General features: G+C 48.9%; 16 protein-coding genes and 1 other RNA gene. 1 reads left to right on the top strand and 16 read right to left on the bottom strand.

The features are described 5' to 3' along the window. Positions 1-165: 165 nt before the first annotated feature. From ARB69_RS23695 to ARB69_RS23620, 16 genes are all read right to left on the bottom strand, one after another. Positions 166-837 carry a V-type ATP synthase subunit D gene (locus tag ARB69_RS23695; protein ID WP_050639505.1) on the bottom strand — a complete coding sequence of 224 codons (672 nt, stop codon included), beginning with the start codon at positions 835-837 and terminating at the stop codon, positions 166-168. A gap of 43 nt (positions 838-880) precedes the next feature. Further along, the gene (locus tag ARB69_RS23690) at positions 881-2,254 is read right to left on the bottom strand and encodes a V-type ATP synthase subunit B (protein WP_050639504.1); all 1,374 of its coding nucleotides are present in this window, start codon (positions 2,252-2,254) and stop codon (positions 881-883) included. After that, positions 2,254-4,020, bottom strand: coding sequence for a V-type ATP synthase subunit A (locus ARB69_RS23685; protein ID WP_050639503.1), 1,767 nt, complete (start codon positions 4,018-4,020; stop codon positions 2,254-2,256). Before ARB69_RS23685 ends, ARB69_RS23690 begins: the two co-directional genes overlap by 1 nt. A gap of 9 nt (positions 4,021-4,029) precedes the next feature. After that, on the bottom strand, positions 4,030-4,350 hold the full coding sequence (locus tag ARB69_RS23680; RefSeq protein WP_025654417.1) for a V-type ATP synthase subunit F: 321 nt from the start codon (positions 4,348-4,350) through the stop codon (positions 4,030-4,032). Continuing rightward, positions 4,343-5,314, bottom strand: coding sequence for a V0D/AC39 family V-type ATPase subunit (locus ARB69_RS23675; protein ID WP_055155196.1), 972 nt, complete (start codon positions 5,312-5,314; stop codon positions 4,343-4,345). Before ARB69_RS23675 ends, ARB69_RS23680 begins: the two co-directional genes overlap by 8 nt. A gap of 121 nt (positions 5,315-5,435) precedes the next feature. Then, on the bottom strand, positions 5,436-6,029 hold the full coding sequence (locus tag ARB69_RS23670) for a V-type ATP synthase subunit E (RefSeq protein ID WP_050639501.1): 594 nt from the start codon (positions 6,027-6,029) through the stop codon (positions 5,436-5,438). 51 nt (positions 6,030-6,080) lie between these two features. After that, positions 6,081-6,557 (bottom strand): V-type ATP synthase subunit K, encoded by a 477-nt coding sequence (locus ARB69_RS23665; protein WP_025654414.1) that lies wholly within the window; start codon positions 6,555-6,557, stop codon positions 6,081-6,083. Continuing rightward, complete coding sequence (locus ARB69_RS23660) at positions 6,554-8,572, bottom strand: V-type ATP synthase subunit I (protein ID WP_055155195.1); 2,019 nt, start codon at positions 8,570-8,572, stop codon at positions 6,554-6,556. The genes ARB69_RS23665 and ARB69_RS23660 overlap by 4 nt, the downstream gene beginning before the upstream one ends. Positions 8,573-8,600: 28 nt before the next feature. Next, positions 8,601-8,912: an ATPase gene (locus ARB69_RS23655; RefSeq protein ID WP_050639499.1), complete on the bottom strand. Its 312-nt coding sequence runs from the start codon at positions 8,910-8,912 to the stop codon at positions 8,601-8,603. A gap of 497 nt (positions 8,913-9,409) precedes the next feature. Next, positions 9,410-9,907, bottom strand: coding sequence for a tRNA (cytidine(34)-2'-O)-methyltransferase (locus tag ARB69_RS23650; protein WP_055155194.1), 498 nt, complete (start codon positions 9,905-9,907; stop codon positions 9,410-9,412). Positions 9,908-9,912: 5 nt separating this feature from the next. Next, a complete protein-coding gene (locus tag ARB69_RS23645; protein WP_050639497.1) occupies positions 9,913-11,082 on the bottom strand; it encodes an aminotransferase class I/II-fold pyridoxal phosphate-dependent enzyme in 1,170 nt (389 codons plus the stop codon). After that, positions 11,082-11,573, bottom strand: a complete 492-nt coding sequence (locus ARB69_RS23640) for an Lrp/AsnC family transcriptional regulator (protein WP_044926270.1) — start codon at positions 11,571-11,573, stop codon at positions 11,082-11,084. The genes ARB69_RS23645 and ARB69_RS23640 overlap by 1 nt, the downstream gene beginning before the upstream one ends. A gap of 127 nt (positions 11,574-11,700) precedes the next feature. Further along, entirely contained in the window at positions 11,701-12,717 is a 1,017-nt protein-coding gene (locus tag ARB69_RS23635) for an AIR synthase-related protein (protein WP_055155193.1), read from the bottom strand. A 4-nt stretch (positions 12,718-12,721) separates the two neighbouring features. Beyond that, positions 12,722-14,296: a VanW family protein gene (locus ARB69_RS23630; protein WP_055155192.1), complete on the bottom strand. Its 1,575-nt coding sequence runs from the start codon at positions 14,294-14,296 to the stop codon at positions 12,722-12,724. 172 nt (positions 14,297-14,468) lie between these two features. After that, positions 14,469-15,104 (bottom strand): endonuclease III, encoded by a 636-nt coding sequence (nth, locus tag ARB69_RS23625; protein ID WP_055155191.1) that lies wholly within the window; start codon positions 15,102-15,104, stop codon positions 14,469-14,471. A gap of 159 nt (positions 15,105-15,263) precedes the next feature. Then, positions 15,264-16,994, bottom strand: a complete 1,731-nt coding sequence (locus tag ARB69_RS23620) for a B12-binding domain-containing radical SAM protein (protein ID WP_055155190.1) — start codon at positions 16,992-16,994, stop codon at positions 15,264-15,266. Between the two features lie 279 nt (positions 16,995-17,273). On the opposite strand from ARB69_RS23620, the gene ffs reads away from it, so the two are divergent. After that, an RNA gene (ffs, locus tag ARB69_RS25675) (signal recognition particle sRNA large type) lies at positions 17,274-17,536 on the top strand. Positions 17,537-17,816 lie beyond the last annotated feature (280 nt).

Below are 17,816 nucleotides of genomic sequence, written 5' to 3'. Positions count from 1 at the left end.
TGTGTCAGTGGTGCTCCATTTTCAGGGCTGTTTCCCGCCTAGAATTTCTTAGGTCCGCGGCCGCGTTTTTGAAAGGACATGGATGTTCTCCGGGAGGTTTTTGGCGATCCCTTCATGGAGCGTCCCCATCCGTGCCGCGACTAAAGCGCGTCACTAACTCCCGATTTATTTCATGTATTCCTGCTTTTTATTATAATGATGTGCCTCTTCCAACATCATATCTTTCACCTTCATCAGACGAATCTGGGTGCTTCTCTCATTTTCATCCAATTTCATTGTAATATACTTGATGTTCTTTTCTGCCTCTGGTATGATGACGTGTTCCAGCGCGTTTACGCGCCTTCTTGTCTTCTCGATCTCTGCCGCCATGAGCTGGCACGCTTTTTCGCACTCTGCAAGCCGTATCATATCGGGCAGTATATCTGCCAGCGACTTAACGGCCCCATCCAGATCACTGGATGTAAAGGCAAAACCATAGGAATAGATATCATTCTCATCTGCTGTCCTTGTCTTGTAATCAAAGGTCGGTATATCTACACTCATGACATTCTTTTCCTTCGGAACCAGATTGATTTCCTGTTTTGGCGCCATGAGTGCTGTATTCAGCGCTGCCTCGGACATCCCTGCTTTGGCTATAACAAAGTTTTTGTTGGCAGAAAGGATTCCGGCTTCCACTCTCAAACGAACCTCCATGTTCTCCCGCACCAGATCCAGATACTGGCGCATCAGCTCATCCCGTTTGTCTTTCAAAAGCTTGTGGCCGCGGATGGCAGTCAGTCTTTTTTTCTTCAATCGGGTCAGTTCCATACGGGTTGGGTTAACCTGTGTTGATGCCAAATGTAATCACCTCTCTTTTTCTATGCCGCCTGCTGCGTTTTCCTTATTCTTTCCCGTAGTACAGGTCTAAGAACTTGTCGTCTATACGTTTCAGTTCTGCTCTTGGCAGCATGGAGAGTAATTTCCATCCGATATTCAACGTCTCTTCAATGCTTCGGTCTGTCTGGTATCCCTGGGATACATATTCATGTTCAAATGCATCTGCAAACTTTGCATAGATCAAATCAACGTCAGTCAGGGCGGCTTCACCGAGAATCACCATCAGCTCTTTGGCGTCCTTGCCTCGTGCATATGCCGCAAACAGCTGGTTCATCGTATTGGAATGGTCGGCGCGCGTCTTGCCTTCGCCGATTCCCTTATCCTTCAGACGCGACAGGGACGGCAGTACGTCGATAGGAGGCGTAACACCTTTTCTATACAGATCACGGCTCAAGATGATCTGGCCCTCCGTAATATACCCCGTCAGGTCAGGAATCGGGTGTGTCTTATCATCTTCCGGCATGGTCAGGATCGGGATCATTGTGATACTTCCCTTTTTGCCATTCTGCCGACCGGCTCTCTCATACAGCGATGCCAGGTCCGTATACATATATCCCGGATATCCGCGGCGCCCCGGAACCTCTTTACGGGCGGCGGAAACCTCACGCAGGGCATCCGCGTAGTTTGTGATATCGGTCAGGATAACAAGCACGTGCATATCCTTTTCGAAAGCAAGGTATTCCGCCGCTGTCAGTGCCATACGCGGGGTCGCAATACGCTCGATCGCGGGGTCATTTGCCAGATTGACAAACAAAACGGTCCTGTCAATCGCTCCTGTTGCTTTAAAGCTTTCTATAAAAAAGTTGGACTCTTCAAACGTGATACCCATTGCGGCAAATACAACGGCAAAATTCTCGTTCGTCCCCAGTACCTTTGCCTGTCTTGCAATCTGCGCGGCAAGCTGGGCATGGGGCAGGCCGGAAGCAGAGAATATAGGCAGCTTCTGCCCCCTTACCAGGGTGTTCAGACCGTCAATGGCAGAAACACCCGTCTGGATAAACTCCTCCGGATAGTTTCTGGCAGCCGGGTTCATAGGCAGGCCGTTAATATCCATGCGTGCATCCGGAAGAATCTCCGGCCCCTCATCGATCGGACGGCCCAGGCCGTCGAATACACGCCCCAGCATATCCTCAGAAACTCCAAGTTCCATGCTCCGTCCCAGAAAACGGACTTTACTGTTTGACAGGTTAATACCTGTTGCACTTTCAAATAACTGTACCAGAGCGTCGTTTCCGTTAATCTCCAGCACCTTGCAGCGCCTTGTTTCGCCGTCTGCAAGCTCGATCTCTCCCAGTTCATCGTAGGTGACATTTTCCACGCCGCGCACTAACATCAGAGGACCGGCTACCTCCTGTATGGTTCTATACTCTTTTGGCATTAGAAGTCCTCCTTCCCGATTGTGTTGGCAATTTCCATATGCAGCTCTTTCTTCACTTCCTCGTATGCACTGTCCAGCTGATCCTCTTGTGTATACTTGAAACGGCCGATCTGCTCGCGGACCGGCATACGAATCAGCTTCTGCAGCGAAGCGCCTTCTGCAAGCGCCGCTACGGCCTGTTCATAGAAAGCCATAACCAGTTTCATCATCATATGCTGCTTTTTGAGTGAGGTGTAAGTATCCACCTCATGGAAGGAGTTCTGATGCAGGAAATCTTCCCGGATAGAACGTGCGGCTTCCATCTTGAGGCGGTCACTCGGGGACAGGGCGTCCATACCAACCATCTTCACAATCTCTTCCAGCTCTGCCTCTTCCTGAAGAAGTGACATCATCTTCTGGCGGTTTTCCATCCAGTCAGGTGCAACTTTGGCGTTGAACCATTTTTCCATATCATCCAGATACAGCGAATAACTGTTCAGCCAGTTGATCGCAGGGAAATGTCTCTTATACGCAAGCGCAGAGTCCAGTCCCCAGAATACTTTCACGATACGAAGAGTTGCCTGTGACACCGGCTCGGAAATATCGCCGCCGGGAGGGGATACCGCTCCGATCGCGGACAGCGCTCCTTCCCTGCCGTCTTTTCCAAGGCAGATCACATGGCCGGCCCGTTCATAGAACTGTGCAAGACGGCTGCCCAGATATGCGGGGTAGCCCTCCTCGCCAGGCATCTCTTCCAAGCGCCCGGACATTTCCCGAAGAGCCTCCGCCCAGCGGGATGTTGAGTCTGCCATTAAGGCTACTGAGAATCCCATATCCCTGAAGTATTCTGCGATTGTGATTCCTGTGTATATAGAGGCTTCACGGGCTGCCACAGGCATATCGGATGTATTTGCTATCAGCACCGTCCGCTCCATCAGTGACTGCCCCGTCTTGGGATCCTTCAGTTCCGGAAACTCGTTCAGAACGTCCGTCATCTCATTGCCGCGCTCGCCGCATCCGATATAAACAACGATATCTGCTTCCGCCCATTTTGCAAGCTGATGCTGTATAACTGTCTTACCGCTTCCAAATGGGCCCGGAACCGCTGCCACACCGCCTTTTGCGATGGGAAAGAAAGTATCTACAACACGCTGCCCTGTAACAAGCGGCATCTCAGGCGGCAGTTTTTTCTGATAAGGCCGCCCTCTTCGAACCGGCCACCTCTGCATCAGGGTCAGATTCTTATCACCGTCCGCAGTCTCAACAACCGCAACTGTCTCTTCCACCGTAAACTCACCGGCTTTGATTTCTTTTATTTTTCCTTTTATGCCATAAGGCACCATGATTTTCTGCTGAACAACGATCGTTTCCTGTACCGTACCGATGATATCCCCGGGCTCTACGTCATCCCCTGCAGCCACTGTAGGGACAAATTCCCATTTCAAATCTCTTTTCAAAGATGATACTTCCACTCCGCGTTTCAGATTGTTTCCGGAAATCTTCATGATATCATCAAGCGGCCTCTGGATTCCGTCATAGATACTGCTGATCAGGCCGGGTCCTAATTCCACAGACATGGGAACTCCCATAGACTGTACCGGTTCTCCGGGCCCCAGTCCTGAAGTTTCCTCATAAACCTGTATAGAAGCCTCATCTCCATGTATCTCTATGATCTCTCCAATCAGTCTTTGATTACTGACACGAACGACGTCAAACATATTCGCGTCACGCATACCCTCTGCAATAACCAGAGGTCCTGCCACTTTTTTAATTACTCCTGTACTCATTCGAACCTCCTACCCCTGCGAAAACAGGATGTCTGATCCGACTGCCTGTTCCACGGTTTTCTTTACACCTTCCACACCTGCGCCAGTATTACCGGATACCCCCGGTATCTGAATAATCGCAGGCAGTGTCCGTTCTTTATACTCTTCGATTACATCCTTTAATTCTGCTGCCACAGCCTCAGTAATATAGATAATTCCATATTTACCGCTTGCAAACTGTCTTATCTTAGCTTCCGCTTCTTCTTTGCTCCGGACGGGGCAGATGCTAAGGCCCAGTGTTGCGAAGCCGTATATGCTGTCGTAGTCGCCAATCACTGCTATCTTATACATACATCTCCCTGATCCTTTCCCTGATCGCCTCATCCGGAAAATCATTCTGCTTCCCGGTCAGGATAATCCGAACAGTTTTTATTTCATTTTCCCTTGCCAGCACATAGGCTACCAGCGGGCCTACAGAAAAAGAATTGTATTTCTGCGGCCGGATTGTTTCCATCATGCGGTTATCGCACCACCGTTCGAATGCCGAAGGGGATTCCTCCAGCGCCGCCGCACCCTCCGCGTAGGAAGTACCCAGAAGATAGTCTCTGACCGCATCAAGCCCGGACACCGCGGCTTTCGATAACTGCTCTACATTTACGCTGCTGCAGGGCGCCATCGCGCGCTTCATAAACTCCAAAGATTTGCCCGTCTTCTGCGAACGGACGGCGATCTTAATATCCGCAATTGCCACGGTAGACTCGGCATAGTTTTTGATAATCTCATCTTCCGCCTTCTGCCCCGCCTCATAAATGGCTTCCAGGGCCGCCCTGTCGACGATGATATCGCACAGCTGCCCATCTCTCGTATGAAGAAGCGTATCATAGGCCTCTGCCGCCGTCTCCCCCATAGTCCCCGGAAGTCTGTAGAATTCCTTATTTCTCACAATCTGAAGCATCTCCGGCCCCGGGATGGAACAGTCGTCATAAAAAATATTCTTATTCTCCACTTCCGTGCACACTTCTTTAATTGCAGCCTTCAGATTATGGTACAGCTTGGAATAAGACAGGACATCAAACACTGACAGATCGGGAGCAACATCGCGAATCACTTCCCAGGTCTTCTCTTCTTCCCGTTTCAGCATGGCAGAAGCGTCCATAGAACCTGTTGCGTCTCCCCAGCCTTTTTCACTCAGAAGCTGCAGGCACTGCTCTTCATCCGAACAAGCCAGCAGCCGCTCAATTTCAGTACCTGAAAACAGGGAGGACTCCAAAGCCCGTATACGCGCAACCGCGTAAGTATACTCTAAATCATTCAAAATAAACCCTCCTGCTTATACAACTTAGGTTTGGTACTTTCAAACCTTAGTTGTAAAGTACATCCTGTTGACTTGGGCTCGGTTCTTTCGAGCCTTAGTAACACGGATGTTTCCTTTCAACCTATCCGAATAATAATCCATGCACTTTATCGGATAATTCATCCCTCTTTGCTTCGAATAAAGCCCGAATGGTACAGTTTTCTTCGATCCCTCCATATACCAGGATGAAACCGCCACTCATCTCTTTTGCATCCCTGGACAGGCTTAAGGCGCCGCCCTTACCGGCAGCAGTTTTCTGAATCACCTCTTCAAATCCAGCGGGCATTCTCGCCAGATCTTCTGCCGAAAAGCAGATGACGCCGTCTTCCGGCAGGACATATTCTTCCAGCATCTTCCGGATCATTTCAAAATATGCTTCTGTATCCAGATTCAATAACCTGTCATATGCCTTGTCGAGCACATCTGCTATCACTTCCTGCTTCGCGCGCAGAATCGCCTGCCTCCGCTGCATCTCGCAGGAGGAAGCGATACGCTGTGCGTAATGCTCCGCATCCGCCTGAGCCTTGTCGGAGATTTTCCCGGCCTGCAATGCCGCCTCTGCGCGGGCATCCTTTAATATTTTCTCTGCCTTTGCCTCAGCCTCGGCGATTTTCTCTTCCGCTGTATGGGCCGCCTCATCCAGGATCTGACTTTTCATTTTGTCTAATCCGCTCATTTATAAGCTCTCCTTCTTCATACTACTTGCGTCTTTGTGATACATTCCCAATTATACCTGAATTGCAGTTACTGCCAAGAAAGAGATCAGAAGTGCCAGAATTGCATATGTCTCAACCATTGCAGGGAAAAGCATTGCTTTACCGAACTGATCCGGTTTTTTTGCAATGATGCCGATAGATGCCGCCGCAGTTTTTCCCTGGGATCTTCCGGAAATTAAACCTACGATACCGATTGGAAGGCAGGCTGCCAGAATCAGAAGCCCGGTCGTAACAGAGATCTCTGCCGCGCCGCCGCCCAGAAGGCCGATCTTTGAAAGTGTTACGAAACCGATAATCAATCCATACAGTCCCTGTGTACCGGGCAGCAGCTGAAGAATCAATACCTTTGCAAACTTACTCGGATCCTCCGATACAACTCCGGATGCAGCCTGTCCTGCTATCCCGACTCCCAGTGCTGAACCTGCTCCTGAAAGAAATACCGCAACTGCCGCGCCAAGAAGCGCATAAACAATACCTAACTGACTCATAAATTTGTTTCCTCCTTAATATCTGCATATTTTGTATTTTCTTTAAAAGGGTGAAATGCACGTCCGCCGCCCTCATAGAACTTACCGAAAAACTCTACATACTGCAGTCGGTTTGTGTGCACATATGCGCCCAAAAGATTAATCGCTATATTAAATGTATGCCCCACGATAAAGGCAGCAATAAACACGATTACTCCAAGCACGCTCTTGCCGCCCATACTTCCCATCTGGTTTACAACGGACGCGATCACACCGGTAGCCAGGCCAAGTGCAAGAAGCCTTGAATAAGAAAGCACATCGCTGAGCCACCCGCTGACATTGTAGAGGTCGTATGCCCCCAGCGCCAGACGGATCCCGAAGTTCTTATTCGCACGTCCTGACATCAGTACAATGCCGACTGCACCTATGATTGCCAGCCATTTACCGAGCGCATTCACCGCCGGCGGGAATACGATGGTTGTCTGGGCAATGGATGCAAAAATGTTACTTGGAATCAACATGATCAAAAGCCCGATTAAAAGCATATACCAGAGGACTACGTCACAGAAGAAGTCCATGTATCTTTTATCCCTCAGGCATAGATAGCCCTTGATGCCCAGCCCGGTAAAAAGATGGATCACTCCAAACAGCATAGAGTAGATCAAGAGCTTCATTGGTTCATCCAGAGGAACGAACCACACCGCCGGTATCCCGACCTCGTGCCCGAAAAATGTCCTTGATATGACATTCACCACGTCCCCGAAATAGCCGCCAAACATGATGCCCCAGAACAGGGTGGATATCCCACACCAGAAAAACAGCTGAATGGATGTCTTCATGCTTCTGCCCATTCTTGGAAACTTTATAATTAATATCCCGCATACAATAGAAACGATCGCCCCGTATGCCGCATCTGAAAGCATCAGACCAAACAGAAACACATAGAAAAATGACATAATTGAGGTGGGGTCTACTTCTCCCCTGCCCGGCAGGCCGAACGCCTCCAGTATCCCCTCTGCGCTGGATGAAAACCTGCTGTTCTGCAGGAGTACAGGCGCTTCTTCCTCTTCCTTTAGTTCCTCCAGATCCACGACACAGTCATATTTGCCGTCTAATGCCTTCTTAACCCGGACTGCTTCCTTTTTCGGCACATACCCGCTGATCAGGAAGGTCCGCTCCGACTGCGGCAGCTGACCGAGCACCTCATACTTATCTGCACGGATACGGTAATAATCTGCCAGAAGCTTCAGTCCTTCACGGTGAACCGCCAGGCTGGTGATTTCCTTCTCAATCTCAGCGACCCTGGACTCAATTTCGGAAATCTCCTTCTCCATATCTGCCTTTGCCTCTGCGGGAACCTGATCCGTGACCTGAGACGGTCTTGCGAATCCCATGCTTCTGAGCGCTTCTTCTGCTGCCGCCGCATCTCTTCGCAGGCAGAATACGGCCAGATATATGGTGTCCTGCTCCGTGGAGATGATATGGATATCCGTCTCCAGTTCCGGCGCACGTTCCGCCAGCGCTGCATATACCTGTTCCAGCGTTAACTGTCCGGGCAGTGTTCCCGGCAGCATCACAATATGTTCTGTCCCCCCGAAGGCCACGGGTACATTAAGTGGCAGCCAGGGCATCAGGCTTTCGATACTATTTTCAATTTTAAGGATATTGGCTCTGTGTTCCGCCCGTTCCTTATCCAACGCCTGAATTCTTCTGGCCGTTCTCTGCAGATCATCCCTGTTCTCAATCACAGACCGGTACTTTTCTTTATCTACCAGGTCTTTTCCCTCCAATGACGACAGAAGGGACTGCTTCACGGGAGCATACTGATGCAGTAGGTGCAGCGCCTGGTCCGCCGATGCCGCAGCCTTTTCGAAACCGCTTCTGGCATTCGCCGTGTTCATTTTGCGGAAGTCTTCGTCCTCCTCCAAAATGTGGTTAATCTCCATCACTCCCATGTGCTGCAATTTTTCCAGGATTGCCTTCCGGTCTTTCTTCAATGCGCAGATACTCATTCGCTGCATCTGCAATACCGCCATAATGTATTACCTCCTTCATCCTGCTTTTTTATGAAACCAGTTGTGATATTACGAGGCTAACTGCCTGTTCTTCCTTCTCGGAAGCCAGCTCCTTAAGTGCACTGATTTCTTTTTCCACAGCAGACGCTGCTTCTTTCAGAGATTGTGCACCTTGTTCTTTCGCAGCTTCCATCATGGATTCTGCCTGTCTGCGAATCTCTTCTGCCTGATCGGCCTTCAGCATATCAGCCTCTTTCGATGCATCATCCAGTATTTTTCTGCACTTTGCATCGGCTTCTTTCACAATAGCCCCGGCTTTTGCTTCCGTTTCCCTGATCACTTGAATGGTTTCTTCTACCATAAATTGGTCACCGCCTTTCTGCGTACGGTCTGCGCAGTAAATACGCAGACCTGCCTGAACTGTTATAGAATATCACACAATTTTTTTATGGTAAACAATAATATATTGACTTTTATTTGTAAAAATTGTGTTATTTGTTTCGATATACCTCTGTTTTACCCTTAAACATAAATAGAACCCCAAAATCAACTAATCTTATTATATACAAAACCTGGTTTTCTCAACCGCTTTTTTTGTTATTCACTGAAAATAAAAACAATTTTGGAAAAAGTGTTTTTGATCCAAATTCCGCCTTTTCCCCATATCTTCTGGAATAGGATGTTTCCGGGTTAACAAATGGAGCTCTCCAAAAGAAAAAGAACCAGAAATACAGATTTATTTACCCTTTTTCTGGTTCTTTCTATTCACAATTTTTCTAAATTACAAGTATGTCTTAACATGCCTGCGGCGGGACGCGCGTCTTGCTCCGTCATTCATAACACCTCTGCTCCGTTTTGTCATTCCCGCCAGTGAAGCTGGTGCAGATGACCCTCCAGATTCATACCGGAGAATCCATTCTGACGCAAAGCCTCATATAAGATAACCGCCACGGAATTACCCAGGTTCAGGGAACGGATATCACCGTCCATAGGGATTCTCACACAGTCCTCCTGGTGTTCCACCAGGATCTCTTCCGGAATACCGGCGCTTTCCTTTCCAAACATGATATAGCAGTCCGGTTCATAGTGAACCTCTGTGTATACTTTCGGCGCCTTTGTAGTAGCCATGTATAACCTGACACCCGGATTCTTCTCCTGAAAATCTTTAAAATCAATATAGGTGGTTACATCCAGGTCAGCCCAGTAGTCCATCCCCGCACGCTTTAACGCTTTCTCGTTCAGCTTAAACCCCAGAGGCTCAATCAGATGCAGGCGCGTATTCGTGGCTACGCAGGTTCTCCCGATGTTCCCGGTGTTTGCCGGGATCTCCGGCTCCAGCAGTACAATATTCAGCATTGCATTTACCTCTCGTTTCTGAGGCGCTGAATAAATCTGCCCAAACGCCCCAGCGCTACCTTCAGGTCATCCAGGGAATATGCGTAGGAGATACGCAGAAAGCCCTCTCCGCATGTTCCAAATGCGGTTCCGGGAACAACAGCCACCTTCTCCTCTTCTAACAGGCGGGTTGCAAACTCCTCAGATGTCATATTAAACTCCAGGATGCTTGGGAATACATAAAATGCACCGAACGGTTCAAAGCATTCCAGGCCCATGCGCGCGAATTCGTGCATCAGAAAACGCCTTCTCTGATTATAGGATTTGCGCATTTCTTCCACCTCATCGTCGCAGTTTCTCAGGCCCTCAATCGCCGCATATTGGCTGTTTGTAGGCGCGCACATGATGGCGAACTGGTGCAGTTTCACCATCTGTTCGATAATTGTCTCCGGACCGCAGCAATAGCCAAGGCGCCACCCAGTCATAGCGAATCCCTTGGAAAAGCCGTTGATCACTATGGTCCTCTCCCGCATTCCCGGAAGGCTGGCGATGGATACGTGCTCAGTCTTGTAGGTCAGTTCTGAATAAATCTCATCTGAGATAACATATAGATCATGTTCTTTTACAAACTCTGCCACCGGCTCCAGATCCTCTTTTGTCATAATGGATCCTGTCGGATTATTAGGGAAAGGCATAATCAGCACCTTCGTCCTTGAAGAAATATACTTCTCCAGGTCCTCAACCGTCAGCTTAAATTCATTTTCATACTGCAGCGGTATGACAACCGGTTTGCCGTCTGCCATGACGGTACATGGCAGATAGGATACATAGCTGGGCTGTGGAATCAGAACTTCATCTCCGGGATCCAGCATACAGCGCAGGCCCACATCAATGGCCTCGCTGCCGCCCACGGTAACCAGTGTCTCATGTCTGGAATCATATCTGACATGAATCTTTCGCTCCAGATAATTGCAGATCTCATCCCTTAATTCCTGCAGTCCGGCATTGGATGTATAGAAGGTGCGGCCCCTTTCCAGGGAAAAGATGCCCTCCTCACGTATCCGCCAGGGAGTGTCAAAGTCCGGTTCCCCCACACCCAGTGAAATCGCATCTTTCATCTCATTTGCCACGTCAAAGAACTTGCGGATGCCGGACGGTTCGATTTCGATTATTTTTTTAGATAATGGATTTCTCATTACGGCGTCACCAGCATCCTTTCTGATTCTTTCTTCGGTACCAGAACCGTTCCATGGTCTTTGTATTTTTTTAATATGAAATATGTTGCAGTACTAATCACAGCATCGATGGGGGAAAGCTTCTCAGAAACAAAGCGGGATACTTCTTTCAGTGTTTTTCCCTCCAGTGTCACGAGCAGGTCATATCCTCCGGATATCAGGTATACCGCATGTACTTCCGGATAATTGTAGATCCTCTCTGCAATCCGGTCAAATCCCTGGTTGCGCTGCGGTGTCACACGCACCTCAATCAGGGCTGTCACAGACTCCACACCAGCCTTATCCCAATCGATCAGCGTATGGTATCCGCAGATAATCTTTTCTTTTTCCATATCGGCAATCTCATTTGCCACTGTCGTCTCATCCACTCCCACCAGAACTCCAAGTTCCGCCAGATTGACCCTGCTGTTCGTCTCCAGATATCTTAAAATTTCATTTCTCAGGTTATCCATTTCTACTCCTCCTTCATTCTGCCATTGTGAATCTTAGATCCTCTTTGTTTCTCGCGTAACAATTCAGGCAGGCCTGAACTGTTCCCTCCGTGCGGCCGCACAGCGGATGCCGTACGGAAATCTATATTTACACAGGCCGGCAGTTTGTACCGCCGGTCCGCTCCCACCAGCACATCAGTTCATCTGGAGCCGGCCTGTCTAAGTATCGTTGTTCTTCACCGCTTGTGATTACCCGGGCCTTCTTGTCCGTGGTAACCCCAAGCTTGCCGGCTCGTGCCCCCACCCTTTCCAAAGCTTTCACAAGCGCATCTCCGTCCCGGGCAGTCATAAGGATGCAGCCCGCAGATGTCATCTGATAGGGATTCAGGTTATAATACTCGCAGAGCTCCACTGTCTCCTGTCTGACAGACATACCGGACAATTCCACATCCAGTCCGATTCCTGCGGCCTCTGCCAATTCCCACAGCCCTGCAAATATTCCGCCGCTTCCAACCTGGTACATCGCCTTTACTCCGCAAGCGGCCGCTGCACGGGCGGCATCAAGCGCCAGCACATTCCCCCTGAGCTGCTTCATCTGCTGAATGAAGGCGGGGACAAACCTCCTGCCCAGCTCTTCTTCCCGCTCATCCAGAATCCGCAGCATGCCCTCCAGTCCTGCATAGCCGCACAGTACGATATCCTGTCCAGGAAGGGCATAAGCAGGACGCAGCAGCGCATCCTCCTCCGCCTCTCCCTGTGCCGTTACAAATATAACCGTACGGGCGACGGCCGAAGTCACCTCGGCCCGCACACAGGCCAGCTGCACGCCTGCCTCCAGGCAAACGGATTCCAGACAGCCGGTCATCGCTTTCAGATCCTCCTCCTGCGCATACGGCGTCAGCAGAATCTGCACGGACAATGCCGTCGGTTCAACCCCATGAACCGCCAGATCATTCAGCGCCCTTACCGCCGCATAGATCCCTGTCCTCACGGAATCTCCAGAAGCCTCTGCCTGTGCGTACACAGCCAGCTTTCCTTCCGAAATACGAACCACGCTGCACGCCTCTTCCGCCGATGGCTGGAAGAGAACTTCTTTTCTGTCAGTATGCAGTTGTTTTTTTACAGACCGTTTCCATATAGTCTGTGATACATTGCCTGCTTTCATAGATTCACTGTCCCTGCTCCCCGTTGTTCTCCTGGTTGCTCTCCTGAACGGCCCCCTGGCTGTCCTCCTGGTTTTCCGCCTGACTGTCCCCCTGGACAGCACTCAGTATCCTTGCCTCATCCTGAGTCTGGATTGCCTGATTGATCTTTTCTGTCAGTTCGGGATTCGCGGATGCGGTTCCCACTGCAACTGTCTCTTTCACCGGTACGTACTGGCTGTTATTTATAATCTGACGGCTCTGTTCCTCGCCATCCTGGTATACAACCTTCCAAAGGCGTGCGGATATCTCCGGCTGTGCCTGCCGGGTGGTATAGAACGTTCCTGCCGGCTCTTCGGTCGCAACAAAACGTTTCCCCTCCGGCATCGTTTCATTTGTCGTCTCGCTGACAAATTCAAGAGTTCTTCCCGGATCCCGGGTTTCCTTGCCATATATGTTAAACGTGATACAGCCGTCCGCAAGAATTCCTTCTATATAAATCGGTGTCTGCTGATTATTTTTAAACTTCAAATCCTTCACATCATCTGCAATCGCAGCATCCTGTGAACGGTCCACATAGGAGATAAGCATGGTGTGAGGAGAGCGCTCCGTCACTTCCAGCTCTGCAAAGAGCACTGCATTATACAGAGTCGTAGAGATCTGGCAGATACCGCCTCCCATGGATTCCACAACCTTATCATCCTCATAGGAGGCCGCCGTGGTAAATCCGTTCTCCTCGGTATAAGGCTCCATCGCCGCATTGGCAGAATATTCTTCGCCCGGTTTCAAAAAGGCTCCGTCGATGTGCTTTGCACCGCTCTCTATGTTCTGCGCACGCCCGGAACCATCGCTTCCATAAAAAGTCGTGAAGCTTCCCAGCAGGTCTGTAACGTCCTTCAGATCCTCTTTTGTCACCTCCGGATCAATATATTCCACATATGCAGGAACACTGGCGTCTTTCCCGTTCCAATCACCGCCGAGCAATTTGTTGATGCTCTTCACCGTCTTCTTGATATCCAGTACTTCACCAGCCTTCTGCTCCACAATCACCACACCGGAATCGTCCTGTGTCACTTTTGCATTTTCCGGAAGGTGCAGAACCTGGGACATCGCATGGCTCAATGCCTCTTTTGCGGACTTCTCGGTCACCTGATACTCCACCGGGAACTTTTTCTTATTCTCATTCTTCTCGGCCTTCTTCATAATCTTATAGCATTGGACTGCGCTGCCCTTCCTGCCATAGTCAAGCGCCTCTTTAAGCGTCTTATCCAGATCTTTTACGGAAATTCCAAGGGCCGACAGCTCCACCTCCGAATGCCTGCCGTCCTCCAGCGTCAGATCCAATCCAGCCTTCATGGATGCCGTTACCTCCGATTCCACCTTTTCCTTTGCCTTCTCCACCGTCAAACCGGACACATCCGTATTCCCGACAGAAACGCCCTGAATAATCCTATGGCTGTCAAACTTCCGGATATAGCTCCGGAGAAAAATCTGCACACAGACAATGACCAGAAGCGCGCACACCAAAACGAAAGCCGTTCCGATAACAGCTCTTCTCTGTTGTCTGCGTCTTCTTCTTCGTTTTCTTCTTCTGTCTGCCATGTCATTTCCCCTGACTTCTTAATTCACTTCCCGATTATACAAGATATGGTATTACCATCGTAGCGACCATCGCCAGGATAATGACCATAATGACAATTGATATAATCCTTCTTACCTTTTTATTATAGAAATTCAACCTCATTCACCTCTTTATACCGGAATCAAATTTTAGTTAGTTAGATCTTATTTTATACTCTTTACAATATTTTTGCAAGAAGCATTCCCCGCACTTTGGACTCCTGGCCGTACAGATGGAACGTCCGAATGTAATAATCTGTATATTATACAGAATCCAGTGGTCTTTTGGAAGCGCTTTCATCAAATCCTGTTCGATCTTTTCCGGATCCTTATTTTCTGTAAGCCCCAGACGTCTTGAGATTCGTTTGACATGCGTATCCACCACCACGCTCGGCTCATGGTAAATATTCCCACGGATGACATTCGCCGTCTTGCGCCCTACCCCTGCCAGAGAGGTCAAATCTTCCAGACTGCGCGGGACCTCCCCGCCAAACCGCTCGACGAGAGCCTTCATGCAGGCGATAATATTTTTTGCTTTGGTATGGTAAAAGCCGGTGGGTTTAATATCCTTCTCCAATTCCTTCAGATCTGCATTGGCAAACTTCTCCACCGTGTCATACTTCTGAAATAAGTCCTGTGTTACTATATTGACCCTCGCATCTGTGCACTGGGCGCTGAGTATGGTGGCAATCAATAACTGCCAGGGAGTCTCATGGTTCAGATAACACACGTATTCCCGGCCATACTGTTCATCCAAAATGGAGAGAATCTCTCTTGTTCTTTTTTTCATAAACGCTCCTCCAGAGCGTGTTTCAAAATTGCTTGCTGCAAGATGTTGTCCCAGTCTGCGGTTTATTTACTGCAAACTTAGGAGACGCAGTGGACTACGCCCCCTGGATTTGGCAGTAAATAAACCGTGAAGTGGGGCGCATATTGCGGCAATGCATTTTCAAACACGCTCTATATCTATATAAAATACTTTTGCCTGATTTGTCAGAACATCTCTGTTCTTATAGTCAAACAGCACAAATTTACCGTCCATCTTTTCCAGATGGGTCATTTTTCGTATCTGTCTCTTGTCATAATGCTCATATCCCTTGAGATACCGGTGTTCTATTGCCTCTCTGTCGTAAAATACGGCGGCCTCCTCTTTTCCAAGAGCGGGACCCCCGGCAAAATCGGGACGGTTCTTAACATTATCCCTAAGGTATAAATCAACCGTCAGGGCTTTCCTGTATTGATCTGCATGTTTCCCATCGTGTGCCAGGGCAAACCGATAAAGAATCTCATACCTCATAATTCTTGAATGGTTAAGCATATGAAGCGAATTGTCTTCATAGTACCGGCTGAGTTCTTCATACAGGGTAAAGCTGTCCATGAATACGCGTTCCAGCAAAGATAATGTATTCTGGAACTGCCCGCTGTTATAATGCACTTCCACCATCTCCTCAATCCCCTTGAGGCGGAGGATGTCGTCAAAAGACATCCATTTTGTAGACAGCACTTCAAAAGGCGGCCTGTCCTGGTATTGAAGCTCATACTCTCCTGCATGCTCCTGCATACACGATCCCTTCAATACCTTCAAAAATCCCAGCTGCAGCTGCTGGGGCCGCAGTGCATAAACTTCGTTAAAAGAATGCCTGAAACTGTGATAGTCCTCGAAGGGAAGTCCGGCGATCAGATCCAGATGCTGATGCACGTTTCCACCCGACCGGATCCGGCTGACCACCCGTTTCACTTCTTCAAACTTCATGACACGCCTGATCTCCCGGAGCGTATCCGGATTCACCGACTGCACGCCGATTTCCAGCTGGATCAGCCCCGGTCGCATCGTTTCAATGAGCCTCAGTTCTTCTTCACTTAACAGGTCTGCTGCCACTTCAAAATGAAAATTTGTCTTCCCTTTATCATGAGCCGCGATATAAGACCACACGGCCATGGCATGATCATGCCGGCAGTTAAAGGTTCTGTCCACAAATTTTACCTGCGGTATCTCTGCGTCAATAAACTGCTGCAGTTCCTTTTTCACCAGGGAAATATCCCTAAATCGAAGGGCTTTATCGATAGAAGAAAGACAGTAGCTGCAGGAAAACGGACAGCCTCTGCTGGATTCATAATAGATGATCTTATTTTTAAATTCATCCATATCCTGATAGACAAACGGAACCCGGCTGAGATCTATCACCGGCCGCCATGGGTTTTCCACAATCTCCGCCTGTTCCGTGGAGCTTTCTGCGGCGCCGCCATCCCTGCGGTAAACAATCCCCATCACATCCTCCAGGTTATGCCGTTTACCATGATAATAATGAAGCAGTTCCAGAAATGTTTCTTCCCCTTCCCCTCGCATAATACCAGCCAGCTGTGGATAACAATCCAGCATCTGTGCCGCATTGTAGGAAACCTCCGGGCCGCCAAGCCAGATACTTATGGCGGGCAGTACCTTTTTAATCTCAACCACAATCTGTTTTACATAACTGATATTCCAGAGATAGCAGGAAAGGCACAGAATATCCGGCTTCTGCCTGTAAAGATCCGCCAAAATATCATCGATTCTCTGGTTAATGGTATACTCTTTAATATGAATCTCCCGTGCATACTCTGTTGCAAAGCTCTTCAGGCTGTAAACCGCCAGATTGGAATGTATATATTTTGCATTGATTGCTGCTAATAAAACCTTCATAAAAATTCATATCTCCATTTTTAAGGCCTGTTGTATCTGTTCGAGGCCGGGAACAGATGTTGGCTTATACTAGTACATCTTACAATAATTAACTGCCACATAAGCCGACCTAAATTTACGATGTATTAGATACACCAGACCCATGATTTTCGTGCAAAACGCAGCAAAATTTCTATCAGCCACGTCTTAAAGGCTAATTTTACTATATTTTTTGCTTATAGTAAATAAAAACTCGGCTAATCCGTTGACATTTCGGCAAAAACAGGGTAAAATTAAGACTCGTGCAGCCGGGGTGTTAGCGGTACCTTGTACCTGCAATCCGCTATAGCAGGGGTGATATTACGCAGAGGGTGCTGATTTGCAGAGCTGCCCTTGGAAAGTGGCGTTGAGATCTGGGTCTTACGCGACGGGAATCTGTGAACCGTGTCAGGTCGGGAACGAAGCAGCACTAAGCAGAATCTTCCGGGTGCCGTGAGGGTGCCTGGGTTGAGTTAACTGCCGAGGTAACGTCTGTGGAGATGCATTCGAAGCGTAATGCACGAAAAAAAGATAATTCTGACATAATGAGATAAAAGATAACGCTTAATAAATGGCTGAACTTTGTAGGAATATTTTGTGTTCCTGCAGGGGACAGCCATTTTAAATATATCATCGTCACTATTCTTAACCTGATAATATAAATCGGGATTTAGTCGGCTAGCTTTAGCCTAGTCGACGGATGGGGACGCTTAATGACAGGGAGGCCGGGGAGGCGCTGGGGCTGTATATGCCGTTGCGATATGCACCCGTGCTGCTAAGTGTTTCTAGAACAGCCGCTGCCGG

Origin of the sequence: Faecalicatena contorta (assembly GCF_001404335.1) — a bacterium.
In the GTDB taxonomy this organism is placed as follows: domain Bacteria; phylum Bacillota; class Clostridia; order Lachnospirales; family Lachnospiraceae; genus Faecalicatena; species Faecalicatena contortus_B.
This window is presented reverse-complemented; position numbering and strand designations above follow the sequence as displayed.

What these genes read in the sequence shown, in the direction of transcription:
- ARB69_RS23690 (WP_050639504.1), bottom strand. Translation starts at nt 2,254, where the DNA reads ATGCCAAAAGAGTATAGAACCATACAGGAGGTAGCCGGTCCTCTGATG.
- ARB69_RS23685 (WP_050639503.1), bottom strand. Translation starts at nt 4,020, where the DNA reads ATGAGTACAGGAGTAATTAAAAAAGTGGCAGGACCTCTGGTTATTGCA.
- ARB69_RS23680 (WP_025654417.1), bottom strand. Translation starts at nt 4,350, where the DNA reads ATGTATAAGATAGCAGTGATTGGCGACTACGACAGCATATACGGCTTC.
- ARB69_RS23670 (WP_050639501.1), bottom strand. Translation starts at nt 6,029, where the DNA reads ATGAGCGGATTAGACAAAATGAAAAGTCAGATCCTGGATGAGGCGGCC.
- ARB69_RS23665 (WP_025654414.1), bottom strand. Translation starts at nt 6,557, where the DNA reads ATGAGTCAGTTAGGTATTGTTTATGCGCTTCTTGGCGCGGCAGTTGCG.
- ARB69_RS23660 (WP_055155195.1), bottom strand. Translation starts at nt 8,572, where the DNA reads ATGGCGGTATTGCAGATGCAGCGAATGAGTATCTGCGCATTGAAGAAA.
- ARB69_RS23655 (WP_050639499.1), bottom strand. Translation starts at nt 8,912, where the DNA reads ATGGTAGAAGAAACCATTCAAGTGATCAGGGAAACGGAAGCAAAAGCC.
- ARB69_RS23650 (WP_055155194.1), bottom strand. Translation starts at nt 9,907, where the DNA reads ATGCTGAATATTGTACTGCTGGAGCCGGAGATCCCGGCAAACACCGGG.
- ARB69_RS23645 (WP_050639497.1), bottom strand. Translation starts at nt 11,082, where the DNA reads ATGAGAAATCCATTATCTAAAAAAATAATCGAAATCGAACCGTCCGGC.
- ARB69_RS23640 (WP_044926270.1), bottom strand. Translation starts at nt 11,573, where the DNA reads ATGGATAACCTGAGAAATGAAATTTTAAGATATCTGGAGACGAACAGC.
- ARB69_RS23635 (WP_055155193.1), bottom strand. Translation starts at nt 12,717, where the DNA reads ATGAAAGCAGGCAATGTATCACAGACTATATGGAAACGGTCTGTAAAA.
- ARB69_RS23630 (WP_055155192.1), bottom strand. Translation starts at nt 14,296, where the DNA reads ATGGCAGACAGAAGAAGAAAACGAAGAAGAAGACGCAGACAACAGAGA.
- nth (WP_055155191.1), bottom strand. Translation starts at nt 15,104, where the DNA reads ATGAAAAAAAGAACAAGAGAGATTCTCTCCATTTTGGATGAACAGTAT.
- ARB69_RS23620 (WP_055155190.1), bottom strand. Translation starts at nt 16,994, where the DNA reads ATGAAGGTTTTATTAGCAGCAATCAATGCAAAATATATACATTCCAAT.